This is a genomic window from Streptomyces sp. NBC_00554, from assembly GCF_041431135.1.
Classification (GTDB): Bacteria; Actinomycetota; Actinomycetes; order Streptomycetales; family Streptomycetaceae; genus Streptomyces.
Map to the genome: position 1 here is coordinate 9,070,587 of NZ_CP107799.1, position 15,334 is coordinate 9,085,920.

Annotated in this window: 11 protein-coding genes; 6 read left to right on the top strand and 5 right to left on the bottom strand. The window is 68.6% G+C overall.

Annotated features, from left to right (window positions below; translation table 11 throughout):
* Positions 1–124 precede the first annotated feature (124 nt).
* On the top strand, positions 125–3,874 hold the full coding sequence (locus OG266_RS40300) for an AAA family ATPase (RefSeq protein WP_371551888.1): 3,750 nt from the start codon (positions 125–127) through the stop codon (positions 3,872–3,874).
* A 120-nt stretch (positions 3,875–3,994) separates the two neighbouring features.
* Here the strand turns inward: OG266_RS40300 and OG266_RS40305 are convergent, their stop codons facing one another.
* On the bottom strand, positions 3,995–4,834 hold the full coding sequence (locus OG266_RS40305) for a GntR family transcriptional regulator (RefSeq protein ID WP_371551889.1): 840 nt from the start codon (positions 4,832–4,834) through the stop codon (positions 3,995–3,997).
* Positions 4,835–5,097: 263 nt separating this feature from the next.
* Between OG266_RS40305 and OG266_RS40310 the strand changes: the two genes are divergently transcribed.
* From OG266_RS40310 to OG266_RS40330, 5 genes are all read left to right on the top strand, one after another.
* Positions 5,098–6,369, top strand: a complete 1,272-nt coding sequence (locus tag OG266_RS40310) for an extracellular solute-binding protein (protein WP_371551890.1) — start codon at positions 5,098–5,100, stop codon at positions 6,367–6,369.
* A 35-nt stretch (positions 6,370–6,404) separates the two neighbouring features.
* Positions 6,405–7,397, top strand: coding sequence for a carbohydrate ABC transporter permease (locus OG266_RS40315; protein WP_371551891.1), 993 nt, complete (start codon positions 6,405–6,407; stop codon positions 7,395–7,397).
* Positions 7,394–8,263, top strand: coding sequence for a carbohydrate ABC transporter permease (locus OG266_RS40320; RefSeq protein WP_371551892.1), 870 nt, complete (start codon positions 7,394–7,396; stop codon positions 8,261–8,263). Before OG266_RS40315 ends, OG266_RS40320 begins: the two co-directional genes overlap by 4 nt.
* A gap of 41 nt (positions 8,264–8,304) precedes the next feature.
* Positions 8,305–9,837, top strand: coding sequence for a beta-N-acetylhexosaminidase (locus OG266_RS40325; protein ID WP_371551893.1), 1,533 nt, complete (start codon positions 8,305–8,307; stop codon positions 9,835–9,837).
* An 81-nt stretch (positions 9,838–9,918) separates the two neighbouring features.
* Positions 9,919–11,346 carry a cellulose binding domain-containing protein gene (locus OG266_RS40330; RefSeq protein ID WP_371551894.1) on the top strand — a complete coding sequence of 476 codons (1,428 nt, stop codon included), beginning with the start codon at positions 9,919–9,921 and terminating at the stop codon, positions 11,344–11,346.
* A 77-nt stretch (positions 11,347–11,423) separates the two neighbouring features.
* Here OG266_RS40330 and OG266_RS40335 read toward each other — a convergent pair whose 3' ends face one another.
* The 4 genes from OG266_RS40335 to OG266_RS40350 are packed head-to-tail and all read right to left on the bottom strand — an operon-like array spanning position 11,424 to position 15,326.
* Positions 11,424–12,836, bottom strand: a complete 1,413-nt coding sequence (locus OG266_RS40335; protein WP_371551895.1) for an MFS transporter — start codon at positions 12,834–12,836, stop codon at positions 11,424–11,426.
* On the bottom strand, positions 12,833–13,561 hold the full coding sequence (locus OG266_RS40340) for an HAD family hydrolase (protein WP_371551896.1): 729 nt from the start codon (positions 13,559–13,561) through the stop codon (positions 12,833–12,835). The genes OG266_RS40335 and OG266_RS40340 overlap by 4 nt, the downstream gene beginning before the upstream one ends.
* Positions 13,558–14,046, bottom strand: coding sequence for an NUDIX hydrolase (locus OG266_RS40345; RefSeq protein ID WP_371551897.1), 489 nt, complete (start codon positions 14,044–14,046; stop codon positions 13,558–13,560). Before OG266_RS40345 ends, OG266_RS40340 begins: the two co-directional genes overlap by 4 nt.
* Positions 14,043–15,326, bottom strand: coding sequence for an FAD-binding protein (locus OG266_RS40350; protein ID WP_371551898.1), 1,284 nt, complete (start codon positions 15,324–15,326; stop codon positions 14,043–14,045). The genes OG266_RS40345 and OG266_RS40350 overlap by 4 nt, the downstream gene beginning before the upstream one ends.
* Positions 15,327–15,334: the final 8 nt, after the last annotated feature.

Sequence of the window (15,334 nt, forward strand, 5' to 3'; positions counted from 1 at the left end):
CCCCTGATCTTCGCTGTCCCTGCCGGTTCCTGACCTTGGCTCCGCATCCACGGCTCTGCCGGACTGGGTGCTCATTGACGGAAATCATGTACGACAGGACCGAGTTGGCTATACGAATGATGCTGTGCACTCACTGCGCCGGCGCGACAACCGATGGTCACTGACGGTTCGGCTGCTGAGCCACCTGCTACCCGGTGTGGCGATCGCGATCGGGGCCGTGCTCGGACTGGTCTCCTCCGACCGAGTCACACCCGTCATGGTCGTTCTCACCGCTCTGGCGGTGGTGAGCGGTATCGCGGTACCGCCGATCGTCGACCGGCTTCGGGAAAGAGCCGCGCGGCAGACCGAGCATCAACTCCTTCTCGCGCAAAGGCAGGAGGGTGCGGCCGCGGAACGTGCGGAGCAACTGCGCAGTCACTTTCGTCCGAGAGGGCGCGGTGTTCTACCGTCCAGCCTCCGGGAAGGTTCCTACTTCGCGGGCCGGGTGCAGGTCCTGAGCGAGCTGACCGCGTGGATCAACACCGAAGGTACGGACACCACGCGATCCCGAGTAGTGACCGGGGCGCCTGGATCAGGCAAGTCGGCCGTTCTCGGACGGCTGGTGAGCCTGGCCGACGCCCAGCTACGTGGTGAGACACCCATCGCGGTGGACCAGGCGTTACCGCAGATCGGCGCCCTCTGCGCCGCCGTACACGTGCGAGGCAGCACGGTCGACGAGGTCGCCGCTGAGATCTCACGGGCGCTGAACATCGACGAGTCGACGGCCGGTGGACTGCTCGCCCACCTCCGAGAGACCCGGGAACATCGGGCGACCGTGGTGGTCGTGGACGGGGTCGACGAGGCAGTGGACGCTCAGCGACTCATCGTCGACCTGTTGGAACCCCTTGCGGCGGCTTCCGGCAGAACGGGCATACGCCTCCTCGTCGGCACCCGTCCGGGAGGCGAGGACGATCTGCTGCGCCTGTTCGGAGGCTCGGCACGAGTCATCGACCTGGACGAGGCCTGCTATCTGGACCGGCGTGACATCGCCGAGTACGTCCGCCTCACGATGCTCGCCGAGAGCGATCCGCAGATCCCCACGCCCTACCGGTCCCGCCCTGAACTCGCGGCATCGGTCGGCGCTGCCGTGGCGGTTCGCTCCGGCCGCAGTTTCCTGGTGGCACAGCTCACCGCGCTGTCCCTCATGGCAGCGAGCGAACCCGTCGATACGAACAGCGCGGGCTGGCAGGAGACGTTTCCCACCACCGTCGGTGCTGCGATGGAACGCTATCTGCGTGACGTGCAGCCAGGCGGACCGTGGTTGCGCGACCTGCTGATGGCACTGGCCTGGTCCCAGGGGGACGGCTTCGACGACCCGCGAACCTGGGCGGCCGCGGCCACAGCACTGGGCACCGACACATACTCGGAACGCGACGTCACCCGGTTGCTTCTGGACACCACGGCGATCGACCTGCTGCACCGCACCGAACGCGGATCGGGAGTCCGGTTCCGGCTCTTCCACGAGGCACTTGGCGAACACCTGCGCCAGCTCAGCGCCCGGCAGCGTCCACCAGCCGAGATCCACCGGCGTCTCACAGAAGTACTTCTCGAGCGCCTGGGGGCGACGTCTGCCGAGGGGCTGCTCTGGGCGGACGCCGACGCCTACACGCGCACGTACCTGCCCTTCCACGCAGCCGAGGGCCAAGTGCTCGACAGGCTGCTGCGGGACGCGAGGTTCCTGGCCGCGATGGATCCTGCCCGCCTGCTGGCAGCTCTGCCGACGGCGTCCACCCCGTCGGGCCGGAGGGCGGCCCGCACCGTTCAGAGAGTCGGACAGCAACTGCTCATGGCGTCCGAGGACGAGCGTGTCTGCTACCTCGAGATGGCGGCGCGAATGGCCGGCGACGAGGAGTTGGCCGCCTCATTGGCCGCGGCGTTTCCCGACCGTCCCTGGGCGGTGCGCTGGGCGCACTGGGACGACCTCGTCGCGACTCGTATGCTCGGCCACCACGACGACTACGTCCTCGCCCTCGCCACCGTTGAGCACCCGAGGGGAGCCGTGGTGCTCTCGGCGAGCGCGTGGGCTGTCCAGGCATGGTTCCTCAGGGACGGCGCGCCGTTGGCGTCCGGAGTGCACGAACCCGAATCGGCCATCGTCGACATGGCTGCGTTCATGCAGAGTGACGGCATCGCCGTCATCACGCTGCACAAGGACGGTCGTCTGCTGCGTACGGTGCCGGACGCGACCGACGGCCAGGCTGTTCTCGCGGATCAGCGTGCCCTGCATGGCGTTTGGCCCGTCGTCATCGGGGGCGACGCCGCAGTCGCGACCGTCAGCGAGGAGGGCGTCATCCAGATTCTGTCCGCCGAGCACGGCGGGTTGTTGGATCTTCCGCGCATTGTTCTCGGAGAACAGGAACGAGTACTCGCGGTGGGCAATGCGGGCGATCGATGTCTAGCCGTGGTCACCACGGAGGAGGCCGAAGTCAGCACGTGGGACGTGCAGTCCGCCCGGCGGATCGGCGAGCCGTTCAGAGCCAGTGTGGAGATATCCGGTTGGCGTGCCGACCTGCATATCTGGACGGTTTCGATCGCGGAAGGGGAGGGCGGACCAGTTCTGCTTCTTGGGACACAGGCCGGCCAGGTGATCGCATGGGATCTGGTGCGAGGGACGACAATCGGCGATCCGTATCACGGTGGAGCCGGCGTGTTCTCCACTCTCATCGCCGGTCATCACAGCGATCTGTGGTGCTGGGGCGATTGGAACGGGGACGTTTTCATTCGCCCATCAGGACAGGGGGAAACAAGGCGACTTGCCATTCACGACGGCGGCGTGGAGTCCATCGTTCAGTGTGAACTGGACGGAACCCGCTGGGTCGTCACGGGCGGACGCGATGGTGCTGTACGTGTCTGGGACAGCCGAGCGGATTGGCCGGAAACGCAGGCCAACGAGTACCACCTGGTTGTCGCGGGTGTCGGGGAAATGGAGGACAACTGCGTCGCAGCGCTCAGCGCAGACGGAGGGTTCGCGATCTTCGACACGGAAATGGGCAACGTCCTTGCGAGACTCGAATCTCCGGCCGAGAGTCGCTACCGCAGTGCGGCGGCAGTGCCTGGTGATCCGACGTCCTTCGTCACCTTGGACGCAGAAGGGCGCTTTGCGCTGCGACGATTCCCGAACGGTCAAGTGTCGTACGACCACCGACTTCCAGCGGAAGAAGAATGGGCCCGTGTCGCGGTCATCGAGCGTGAACGGCCGCTGCTGCTCGCCACCGCCTTCAGCGGTCGGCTCGGCTTCTTCGACCTGACCTCGGGCGAGCCGGTTCGGTCACCGCTTCAATGCCACGCCGGCAGATTCGTGGTGGCCCCGCTTCCCGAGCAGCCGGACGACGCCTTGCGATTCGTCACGTGGGACTGGGAGGAATACCAAACACGCCTCTGGACCGTGACCGGCGATGACGCGCGATTCGAGGATCTGGCTCTCTCCGCCCGTACGGGCATCGAAGACCCATTCCGGATCACGGCTGTTTCCTTCGGCCGCTCGGGCCATGAACCAATCGTCGTCGGAGTCGGGTCCTACTCTCGATTGGCTGTCTGGAGCGCCGAAGACGGTTCATTGATGACCCAGGCCCAACTGGAGCTCGGACACCACATGGAATTGACGGATGTCGACCTGGCTCACTACGGCGAGCGATCGATTGCCGTCACGGGTGGTCATACGTGTTCCGTAGGGCTGTGGTCCTTGGCGGGCGGACAGGAGTACCACGTGCGAGTCGGGTCACCCCTGTGGCGAACCAGGGTCCTTCCCCCACATCGAGTGGTCATGGTCGGATCACGCGGCATCATGGCCATTGAGCTTGGTTCCCAGTCCTTCGACCGCTTCATCGGACCGTAGCTTTGGCGTCCGATCGCGCGCACTGGCCGTCGCCAGGGGCCCCTAGGAGTCGGGTTATGTCCTTCTGCGCGAACCGTGCCATGAATTGAGCGTCGGTGATTCGCCCGGCCCCGGGCGGCGTCAGGGTGCCGACTGGATGTCCCCGCTGGTGGAGGCGGCGACGGGGTCGCGGTGTGTGAAATCGCCCGGGGGGATTCCCGGGTGGTGTCCGAGCCGGGCCGGGGAGGCCGCGACCGACGAACCCAGGGTGAGCCGGGAGACGATGCGGTAGCGGTCGCCGCGGTAGATGGAGTGCACGTACTCGACGGGCAGGCCCGCGGTGTCCGTGGTGAGCCGCTCGAAGAGCAGCGCGGGGGACAGCTCGGGCACGTCGAGGAGTTCGGCCTCGGCCTGTGTGACCACGGTCGGCTCGATCGCCTGTACCGCCTCGTGGACGTGCACCCCGTGCTGCTCCCGCAGATGCTCGTACAGATCGCCCTCTTCCAGTTCCTGGGCCGAGAGATCGGGGACCAGGTCGGCCCTGATGTGCAGATGCTCGATGGCCATCGGGGCGCCGTCGACCAGACGCAGCCGTGCCACGTACACGATGTCGGCGCCCGGGGACATGCGCAGCTTGCGGCCCACGCGCGCTCCCGCCTGGATGGTCGTGAACTCCAGCAGTCGGCTCGACCAGGCTCCCGAGGCCTGAGGGACCGTCAGCCTCTGCTGGCCCGACACGAGTTCCTGGGTGATCTTCTCCGGTGCCACGAACATGCCGCGGCCGTGTTCCCGTACCAGAAGGCCCGCTGCGACGAGCTCGTCGACGGCCGCGCGCAGCGTCGGGCGGGACACTCCCAGGCGGGCACAGAGCGAGCGCTCGGAGGGAATCGCGTCCCCCGGTCGATGTGACTCGATGAGCTCGAGGATGAAGTCGCGGACCCGCTCCCGCTTGAGCACCGCCCCTGGTGCGTCGGCGTTCATGGTGTGCCCTCTCTTGTGCGGATTCCCTTGACCAGTTGACCTGTTGCCTGACCCTTTCGGGTGGCCTGCTGGTCAACAGGAGTGTAGTCGCTCTCGTGTGTGAGGTCAGCGCATCTCGACAGGTATGCAGGTCAACAGCCTTTGATGCGGGAAGGGTTGACGGCCTCATTGGTCTATGCCACCTTCAACGACCAGCAAGAGGTAAGCTGTCCAGTGGGCTTCACTGGTCAGGTGGTTTGGTCATGTCTCCTCCGAGGTGAACCGTGAAGCTCCGCTTGCTTGCCGGCCTGTCCGTGCTCCTGATGACCGCCGGGCTGAGCGCCTGTAGCAGCTCCTCCGACACGTCCGACGGCGCCTCCGCCGGCGGGAAGACGACGATCGACGTCTGGCTGATGCGCGACAGCGTCTCGGCCCAGTTCCAGAAGGACTTCGTCAAGGGCTTCGAGACCGCTCACCCGGACATCAAGGTCAAGGTGCAGATCCAGGAGTGGGACGGCATCGGCGAGAAGGTCACGGCGGCCCTCGCCAGCAGCGACGCTCCGGACGTCATCGAGACCGGCAACACCCAGGTCGCCCAGTTCGCGCAGAGCGGGGGGCTGCTCGACCTCAGCGACAAGGTCGACGAACTCGGCGGCAAGGACTGGCTCAAGGGCCTCGCCGAGCCGGGCGCCTACGAGGGCAAGCAGTACGGCATCCCGTACTACGCCGCCAACCGCGTGGTCATCTACCGCACCGACCTCTTCAAGGAGGCGGGCATAGACGCGGCCGCCATCAAGACGCGCGACCAGTGGATCGCCGCCACCGAGAAGCTCAACTCCGGCGGCACCCAGGGCATTTATCTGCCCGGCCAGAACTGGTACACCCTCGCGGGCTTCGTCTGGGACGAGGGCGGCGATCTCGCCACCGAGTCCGGCGGCGAGTGGAAGGGCAGCCTGGACGCGCCCGAGGCAATCCGCGGGATGGAGTTCTACAAGCAGCTCCAGGCCCTCGGCAAGGGTCCCAAGGACGCCGACGAGGCCAACCCCCCGCAGGCGGACGTCATGGCCAAGGGGAAGGTCGCCCAGGTCGTCTCGTCTCCCGGCGGCGCCACCACCGTCATCGAGAACAACCCCGAGCTGGAGGGCAAGCTCGGCTTCTTCCCGATCCCGGGGAAGACCGCCGATACCCCCGGCGCCGTCTTCACCGGCGGCTCCGACCTCGTCATCCCCACCGCCTCCGGCAAGCAGGACGCGGCCTACACCTTCATCAAGGAACTCGCCGGCGACACCTGGCAGAAGAAGCTCGCCGTCGCCATGAGCTACGTCCCGAACAAGACCACCCTGGCCTCCGCGGTCGCCTCCGACCCGGGCGCCGCGGCCATGGCGGTCGGCGCCGCCGAAGGCCACGCCACGCCCAACACGCCCGGCTGGGCCGCCGTCGAGGCCAAGAACCCGATCAAGGACTACATGACCGCCGTTCTCACCGGCGGCGACGCGAAGAAGCAGGCCGCCACGGCGTCCGAGGCCATCACCACCGCGTTGAACTCCGGCTCCTGAACCGTCACCGTCCACGCTTCGGAAGGAGGAGCGCCGTGTCGGCCGCCGTCCGAGAACAGACCGCCCCCCGCCCCCCGCTCGGCACCAGGCCGCCCCGGCGCTCCACCGGCTCGGGACCGCGCCGCCCGTCGAAGGACGGCAGCCGCGGGATCTGGCCGTACGTCCTGATCGCGCCCGCCGTCCTCGGCACGCTCTACCTGCTCGTCTATCCCCTGGTCCGCGCCGTGGTGATCTCACTGCAGGACTTCCGGCTGCGCCAGCTCATCCTGGGCAACGCACGTTTCGTCGGACTCGACAACTACCGGACGCTGCTGAGCGAGAGCCGCTTCTGGGAGGTCGTGGGCCGCACCTTCGTCTTCATGGCGATCAACGTCGTACTGATCATGACGCTGTCCACGCTGGTGGCGCTGATGATCGAGCGGCTCGGCCGGTTCGGCCGGACCGCGGTCCTCAGCGCGCTGGTGCTGACCTGGGCGATGCCCGTCATCGCGGCGACCACCGTCTTCCAGTGGCTGTTCCACTCGGAGTTCGGCATCGTCAACGCGGTCCTGACCGACCTGGGGTTCTCGTCCTTCGACCGCTACCCCTGGTTCGCGCACGGGCCGGCCGCCTTCGCCATCATCGTCACCCTCATCGTGTGGCAGTCGGTGCCGTTCGCGGCGATCACCCTCTACTCGGCCCTCACCACCGTGCCCACCGAGCTGTACGAGTCGGCACGGCTCGATGGAGCGTCGGGCCCGCGGATCTTCCGCTCCATCACCTTCCCGATCGTCCGGCCGATCTTCATGCTCGTGTTCTCGCTCGAAGTGATCTGGACGTTCAAGGCGTTCGTCCAGATCTGGGTGATGACCAACGGCGGGCCCGGCGACGCGACCACGATCCTGCCCGTGTACGCGGTGCAGACCGCTCTGTCGAGCCAGCGCTACGACCTCGGCTCGGCGGCCTCCATGGTCACCGTCGTGCTGATGTCGGGCGTGCTCGTCTTCTACTTCCGCCAGATGTTCCGCCAGGAGGACGAGCTCGCATGAGCACGACTCGCATCAACACGGCTCGTCCGCGCGGCACCCGGCCCCGTATTCGCCGTCTGCCCCTGAACGTCGCCGCCGTCGTCACGGTCGTGGTCTGTCTGTTCCCGGTCTACTGGATGGTCGCGACCGCGTTCACCCCGACCCGCGACATCCAGTCCGACAACCCGCGGTTCCTCCCGGAGTCCTGGACGCTCGACCACTTCGGCACCGCCGTCGGTGCCGACGGCTTCGGCCTGTTCTGGCGCAACAGCATCCTCGTCACGCTGAGCGCCGTGCTCCTCGCCCTCCTCATCGCGCTCGGCGCCGCCTATGCGGTGGCCCGGATGAGGTGGAAGGGGCGCCGGCAGTTCATGCTCATGGTCTTCATCGCCCAGATGGCGCCCTGGGAGTCACTGATCATCCCGGTCTACATCATCTCCCGGGACACCGACATGCTCGACCGGCTGCCGACCCTGACCCTCGTCTACTTCATGATGACGCTGCCGTTCACCATCGTCGTGCTGCGCGGCTTCATCGCCACCATCCCGCCGGAACTCGAGGAGTCCGCCCAGGTCGACGGATGCACCCGGCTCGGCGCCTTCCGGCACATCGCCTTCCCGCTGCTCGCCCCCGGGCTCATGGCCACCTCGCTGTTCGGCTACATCACCGCCTGGAACGAGTTCACGTACGCCAACTTCCTGATCATCAAGCAGCAGGACAACCGCACCCTGCCCGTGTGGCTGTCCTCGTTCCAGAACATCTTCGGCACCGACTGGGGCGCCACCATGGCCGCCTCCACGCTCTTCGCCCTCCCCGCGCTCGTGGTGTTCCTGCTGCTCCAGCGCCACGTCACCTCCGGCTTCGCCGCCGGAGCCGTCAAGGGCTGACCCCGAGCGTCCCCCACGCGACCCACTCCGGAGGCCGACCAGTGCCCGCACACCACCCCGAACCCGACCTCGTACCCCGCCCCGCCAAGGCCGCGCTCCGGCCCGGCCACTTCACCCTCGACGCCGGCACCACCCTCCGTATCAGCGCCGGAGCCGAACCGGCCGCGGACCTGCTGCGCACCCTGCTCGCCCCCGCCACCGGACTGCCCCTGCGGCCCTCCCACGACGGACAGTTCGTCCTCACGCTCGACCCACAGCTCGGCGGCCTCGGCGAGGAGGGGTACGGGCTCACCGTCGGCCCGAACGCCGTGCTGCTGCGCGCCGCGCACCTCACCGGGCTGCTGCGCGGCATCCAGACAGTCCGTCAACTCTTGCCCGCTCAGGCCCTGTCGGAGACTTCGCAACGCCGCACGCGATGGCTCCTGCCCTGCGCCGAGATCACGGACGTCCCACGGCACGTGTGGCGGGGCGCGATGCTGGACGTCGCACGCCACTTCCAGCCCGTGTCGTATCTGCGCCGGTACGTCGATCTGCTGGCCCTGCACAAGATGAACGTGTTCCATCTGCACCTCACCGACGACCAGGGCTGGCGCATGCCGGTCGCCGCCTACCCCAAGCTGACCGAGATCGGCGGCCACCGCGCCCAGTCCATGAAGGGGCCGGCGGGAAGCGACACCTACGACGGGATCCCGCACGAAGGGGCCTACACGCGGGCCGAACTCTCCGCCCTGGTCGCATACGCGGCCGACCGCGGTATCACCGTCGTACCCGAGATCGAGATGCCCGGCCATGTCCGGGCGGCCCTCGCCGCATACCCCGAGCTGGGCAACAGTCCCGGGCGCAGCCTCGACGTGTGGACCCGGTGGGGCGTGTGCGACACCGTCTTCGGCGTTCACGACCAGGTCCTCGACTTCTGCCGCGGAGTCCTCGAAGAGGTCATGGACGTCTTCCCCTCGCCGCACATCCACATCGGCGGCGAGGAATGCCCCACCACCGAGTGGACCCGAAGCGTGGCCGCAAGTGAACGGGCCGCCGCGGAAGGGCTGTCCGGCCCCGAAGCACTTCACGGCTGGTTCCTCGGCCGGATCGGCGACTTCCTCGTCCGGCACGGCCGCCACCCCCTCGCCTGGGCCGAGACCGGCACCGAACTGCCCCTCGACTTCACCGCGATGACCTGGCGCGACCCCGGCCACACACTCGCCGCGGCGCGCCGCGGTCACCCCGTGATCAGCGCCTACCACCGGGCCACCTATCTGGACTACGCCCAGTCCGCCGACCCCCGCGAGCCGCAGGCCCAGCCCGGAGGCGTCGTCGACCTGCGCGCCGTACACGGCCACGACCCACTCCCCGAGCAGGCCGACGCCCAGGAGGCAGCGCGAGTGCTCGGCACGCAGACCCAGCTGTGGACCGAGTTCGTCACGACGCCCGCGCACATCGAATACCTCACGTTTCCGCGGCTGTGCGCGCTCGCCGACCGCGGCTGGAGCGGCGCGACCGACTGGGCCGACTTCGAGGCGCGCCTCGACACGCACATGGAACGCCTCGACGCCCTCGACGTCCGCCACCACCCCTGACCCCGCGGTTCCAGCACAGCACCGCGGCAGCACCGACAGCGCGATCCGCAGGTAATCCCCCCACCGTTCTGGAGGAAAACGATGAGATTCGCGAAGAACCGGCTGCGCACCGCCGCGGCCACCGCCACGGCAGTGGCCCTGGGCGCGGCGGGACTCGCCGCACTCCCGGCCACCGCGAGCGCGGCCACCGCCGGGCTGAACGTCCAGTACCGCACCAGCGCGACGGGTGCGAGCGCCGACCAGGCGGAGCCCTGGATCAAGGTGAAGAACACCGGCGACAGCAGCGTGCAGCTGAGCGGCGTCAAGGTCCGCTACTACTTCAAGGCGGACTCGGCGAGCGCGACTTACCGCTTCGCCTGTTCCTGGGCGGTCAAGGGCTGCGCCAACGTCACGGGCACCTTCGGCACCCTCACCAGCCCGACTGCCACCGCCGACCGCTACCTCGAGATCGGCTTCACCTCCGGCGCCGGCTCACTCGCCGCGGGCACCGACACCGGCGACATGCAGCTGCGCTTCTACCAGTCGTCGTGGCAGCCGCTGAACCAGAGCGACGACTACTCCTTCGGCGCCGCGCAGACGTCGTACGGGTCCTGGTCGAAGATCACGGCACAGCTGGCGGGGACCACACTGTGGGGCACGGCACCGGCGGGCAACGGACCGACGGATCCGCCCACCGACCCGCCGACCGATCCTCCGGCGGGCGGCGCCACGCTGTTCGACGACTTCAACTACAGCGGATACAGCGATCCGAGGATCTCCGCCAACGGCTGGAACGTGCGCTCCAACTCCGGCGGACCCGGCGTGCCCGGAGCCACCTGGGCCCCGGAGAACGTCACGTTCTCCACCACCGGCGGCAACTCCATCATGAACCTGGAGACCTCGACCGCGGGCACCGCAGCGACCACCGAGCAGACCGAAGTCCTCACCAAGGCGACCAAGTTCAAGAACGGCACCTACGCGGCCCGCGTCAAGTTCAGCGACGCTCCCAGGTCGGGACCGGACGGCGACCGCCTCGTCCAGACGTTCTTCACCATCAACGACCTCACGGCGCCGATGGCGGACAACTACGCCGAGTACGACTTCGAGTACCTCCCCAACGGCGGCTGGGGCGAGCCGGCCAACATCCTCTACACGACGTCCTGGGAGACCTACAACCCGGACCCGTGGCAGGCCGTCAACCAGCACACCGAGTCGCGGCAGAGCTTCAGCGGCTGGCACGACCTGGTGCTCACCATCGACGGCAGCTCCATCAAGTACTACATCGACGGGCAGCTGTTCGGCACGCATGATGCCGCCTACCTGCCGGAGCGGCCGATGTCGATCAACTTCAACCAGTGGCTGATCGACCTCGCGGGCCAGACCAGCACGACCGCGAGGTCGTACGACCAACAGGTCGACTACGTCCTGCACATCAAGGACCAGGTCCTCACCCCGGCGCAGGTCGCCACGAAGGTGAACGCCTACCGCTCGGCGGGCACGACCTTCCAGGACACGGTGCCCAGCAGTTGATTGCGGTGTCGTGAGCAGGGTGGGGCGAGTGCCGCGGGGTCGCACTCGCCCCACACGCTTTGCTCTCGTGGTGGAGGTCAGCTGTTCCGTCCGTCGCCGTGCCGGAGCAGCGCGGAGCAGCCGAGGAGCGCGACGGCGACGAAGGCGAAGCATCCCCACAGGCTGATCGATCCGGTCCAGAAGCTGCCGGGTGCGATGCTCTGGAGAGCGGTCACCGCCGCGACTCCCAGTGCGCCGCCGGCCTGTTGGGCAGCGGTGAGGGCGCCGGACGCGGTGCCCTGGTCGTCGAGGGACGCGGCGGCACTGGCCAGCATGACCGCGGCCGGGTAGGTCACGGCGATGCCCGCTCCGACCAGGAGGGCCGCGGGCAGCAGCTGCGTCAGGTAACTGCCGTTCTCCACAGTGGTGTAGAGCAGCTGCCCCGCCGTGACGACGCTGAGTCCGACGAGCAGCAGCCGGGTTGCGGGATGGCGGTTCGCCAGGCGCGCCGCAGGGGTGGAGAGGATGCCCACCGCCAGTCCCTGGGGCAGGAAGGCGAGGCCCGCCGCCAGGGCGGAATAGCCCTGGCGGTCCTGCAGATCGATGGCGACCAGGAACATCGCGCCCGTGATTCCCGCGAACGCACCGCCGAGTGCGACACAGGCCGCGACCATACGGCGGTCGGCGAGGAGGGACAGCGGCAGCAGGGGCGTCGAGGACCGGGCCTGGCTCGCGAAGAACGCGACGGTCGCCGCGAGGCCCGTACCGCCGACGACCGCGATCCCGGTGGTGGATCCGGTGCCGAGCCGCCCCACGGCGTACACCATGGCGATCAGCCCGCCGGTGATCAGCAGCGCGGGCAGCCATGCGATCCGGCTCCGGGCTGTCGTGCTGTGGCTGTCGCGGTCCAGGACACGGGGGGCGAGAGCCAGGACCAGCAGGCTCAGGGGTACGTACAGGAAGAACGCGCCCCGCCAGCCGAAACCCTGGGTGAGCGCGCCGCCGATGACGACGCCGAGGGAGAAGCCCGCCGCGCCCATGGCGCTGAAGACCCCCAGGGCCCGGTTGCGTGCGGCGCCCTCCGGAAAGCGGGTGACGATCAGTGCCACGGCCGCGGGGGAGGTGAGGGCCGCGCCCACTCCCTGCAGCGCCCGGGCGGTGATGAGCAGTACTGGTTCCTGGGCGAGCGCCGCGGCGAGCGAGCTCACGCCGAAGAGCGCCACGCCGATGAGGAACGTACGACGTCGCCCCCACCGGTCGGCGCACTTGCCGCCGAGGAGGAGCAGCCCCGCATAGGTGGTGAGAAACGCTCCGGCCACCAACTGCAGCTGATCCGGGCGGAGTTCAAGGCCGTGCTGGATGCCGGCCAGCTGCACGTTGATGCTCGACAGGCTCATCCCCTCGAAGAGGATCGCTGTGCAGAGCACGAGCAGGGCCGCCCACGCCCGCAGGTCGAAACGGAATCCGTCCACTGACGTTTCCGGACTCTCCTGCGATATTGCCGGACTCATGGGTACGTGGGCTCCTTGGACGTGGGCGACGGCAGCGTGGGCGACGGCAACTTGGATGACGGCAGCGTGGGCGAGGGCACGGGATCGGGAGTCGGCGGATCGGCCCTGGCCAAGCGGTAGGCCTCGCGCAGGTCGTCGCCGTCGTAGTGGAACCGTGCGAGTTCGCGCAGGCTTGCGGTGGCGTTCACGGCCACGGTGTGCCCGAGCTCGCGGAACAGCGGGATGTCGGACCCTGAATCGCCGTACGCGACACAGGAGTTGCGGTCGATGCCCAGGACCCGGCGAATCCGGTCAACGGCCGTCACCTTGCCCGTCGGGGTGAGGATCCCTGCCGGGTCCGGTGCGGTGGTCAGCGGCAGTGGGGGAAAACGGGATGCCACGACCTCGTCCACCCCGAAGGCCGCCAGTCGGTCGGCGAAGAAGTCGGGCGACAGCGTCACCACGACCGAGCGCTCACCGCGTCGCCGGATGTCCGCGAGTACCTCGTGCAGTCCGCCGATCCATGGCGCGCGGTCGAACACTTCCTGAGTGATCCGTGGCGTGAGGCCCCGCCAGAGCCGGCAGACCTCGGAGGCGAAGCCGAACGGGTCGACGGCCCCGGTGGCAAAGGATTCCTCCAGGCGTACGAGATCGGTCGCGCACCCCAGTCGGCGCGCGATCTCCAGACTGGCGGTGGTGCCACGCAGCAGCGTGCCGTCCATGTCGAACACGTGCAGCCGGCTCATCGAAGCCCCGGCCCGCCGTGCGGAAGCACTGCCGGGTACGGCATCCAGCCCTCCGGGACCGGGCTGCCCAGCCACACGGCGAGCAGTGCGGCACTGGCCGGGAACAGCGGAGCGGGGAGGTCCTTGGGGCGGGCCCAGATCCACCGGTCGAAGACCTCCGGCTCCAGGGCGGCCGGTACCGCCTCCCGCGCCGTCACCCGGGCCACGACACCCGCGGTCACCTGGGTACGGTCGGCCGCGGTGTGCAGCACGACGGTGAAGGTCCGCGCGTCCGTCACCTCGCGGATGCCGCTCTCCTCCGCGATCTCCCGGACCGCGGCCGCCTCGAACGACTCGCCCGCCTCGACGTGGCCTCCGGGCAGGCACCAGGTCTCGGGCTCCCCCTGCTTGATCCGGTGGCCGATTAGCACGGCGCCGTCGGGCCGCAGCAGCAAGGCTCCGACGCCGACAACGGGAGTACGGCGCCCAGGAGACGCGGTCGTCACAGGGATCCCGCCAGTTCCCGCAGCGCCGAATCCGCCGCGTAGTGACCGCTGATCATGGCTGCAACTATGCCCCGGAACAGACCGCAGGCATCACCGGCGACCCACGCCGGGCTGTCGAGCAGCCGGAGGTCACCGTCCACCTTCGGATACCAGCCCACGCCTTCGAGGGTGGGGCCGATGAGCCGGGTCCTGTTGTCCCGCAGGACCGGGTAGGCCTCCGCGAGGCGGGACAAGCCGCGCAGCATGATCTCGCGCAGCTCCGGCCCGTAGACGCGGTCGAAGGCCGCCAGTTGCTCCGGTTCCTCGTTCACGATCGCGTCCATCGACAGGACGAAGTAGGACTCCTCGTCGCCCATCGCGGCGAGCGCCGGCGCCAGCGCCCGCCTGGCCACGGTCTCGTCCAGAATCCGGGTGTTGAAGCCCACGTTGGAACGGCCCGTGGCGGGGCAGTCCGAGCGGCCGGAGACGGTCCACAGACCCTGGGTCTCGGTGAGCGCCGCCTCACCGTCACGGCAGGCGCAGAACGTCCGCCACTCCACACTGCCGTCGCCTTCGCGGAAGCGCAGTTTGGGGTCGAGCTGCTTCATGTCCCGGAAGAACGCCTTGTCGGCCGGCTGCTCGATCCGGAACCCCACCTCAAGTCGGCGGAAGGACCGCTCCTGGGTCAGTTCACGCAGGCCGAGCGGGCCGAACCTGCCACTGGCCAGGAGGAGTCGACGGGCGACCAGTTCCGACTCCTGGCCCTTGGAGTCGCGCAGTGCCAGCCGGAAGTGGTCCGCGTCGCGGTCGTACTCCGCGTTCTCGACCTCGAACTCGTCGAGGACCGTGGCATCGGTCGCGGCGACCATGTCGGCGGTCAGCCGCAGCCGTGCCTCCAGAGACAGGTAGTCCGACGGGTACTCCTTGAGGATCCATTCTCCGGCGCCGACCGTGTAGGCGGTCGGATCGGACGGGAACGGAGGAGTGTCCAGCCCGTAGGAGCCCAGGAGTTCACAGGTCCAGGTGTACGCGTCCCGCAGATCGCCGGCGCGCGGCAGGGTCCACAGCTCGCTGGCCGAGGGGAAGAACGAGAACTTGCCGTCCGAGAAGAGCCCCGCTCCTCCATGGCCGCGCGTCATGTCGGCGGCGGCGTACCGGTCGCGCTCGGTGACGGGCTTGCCGCTGTCGATCAGCGCGACACTGAGCGGCGAGCCGGCCAGCCGCTGGGCGGCGGCCAGTCCGGCGGGCCCGGCACCGATGATGGCCAGGTCGAAGGTGTTCACGATGCTCCAAATAGGCATGATGGTGT

Bases quoted from the DNA above. Each gene is read 5' to 3' on its own strand.
- OG266_RS40305 (WP_371551889.1), bottom strand. From the start codon at position 4,834: ATGAACGCCGACGCACCAGGGGCGGTGCTCAAGCGGGAGCGGGTCCGC.
- OG266_RS40320 (WP_371551892.1), top strand. From the start codon at position 7,394: ATGAGCACGACTCGCATCAACACGGCTCGTCCGCGCGGCACCCGGCCC.
- OG266_RS40330 (WP_371551894.1), top strand. From the start codon at position 9,919: ATGAGATTCGCGAAGAACCGGCTGCGCACCGCCGCGGCCACCGCCACG.
- OG266_RS40335 (WP_371551895.1), bottom strand. From the start codon at position 12,836: ATGAGTCCGGCAATATCGCAGGAGAGTCCGGAAACGTCAGTGGACGGA.
- OG266_RS40340 (WP_371551896.1), bottom strand. From the start codon at position 13,561: ATGAGCCGGCTGCACGTGTTCGACATGGACGGCACGCTGCTGCGTGGC.
- OG266_RS40350 (WP_371551898.1), bottom strand. From the start codon at position 15,326: ATGCCTATTTGGAGCATCGTGAACACCTTCGACCTGGCCATCATCGGT.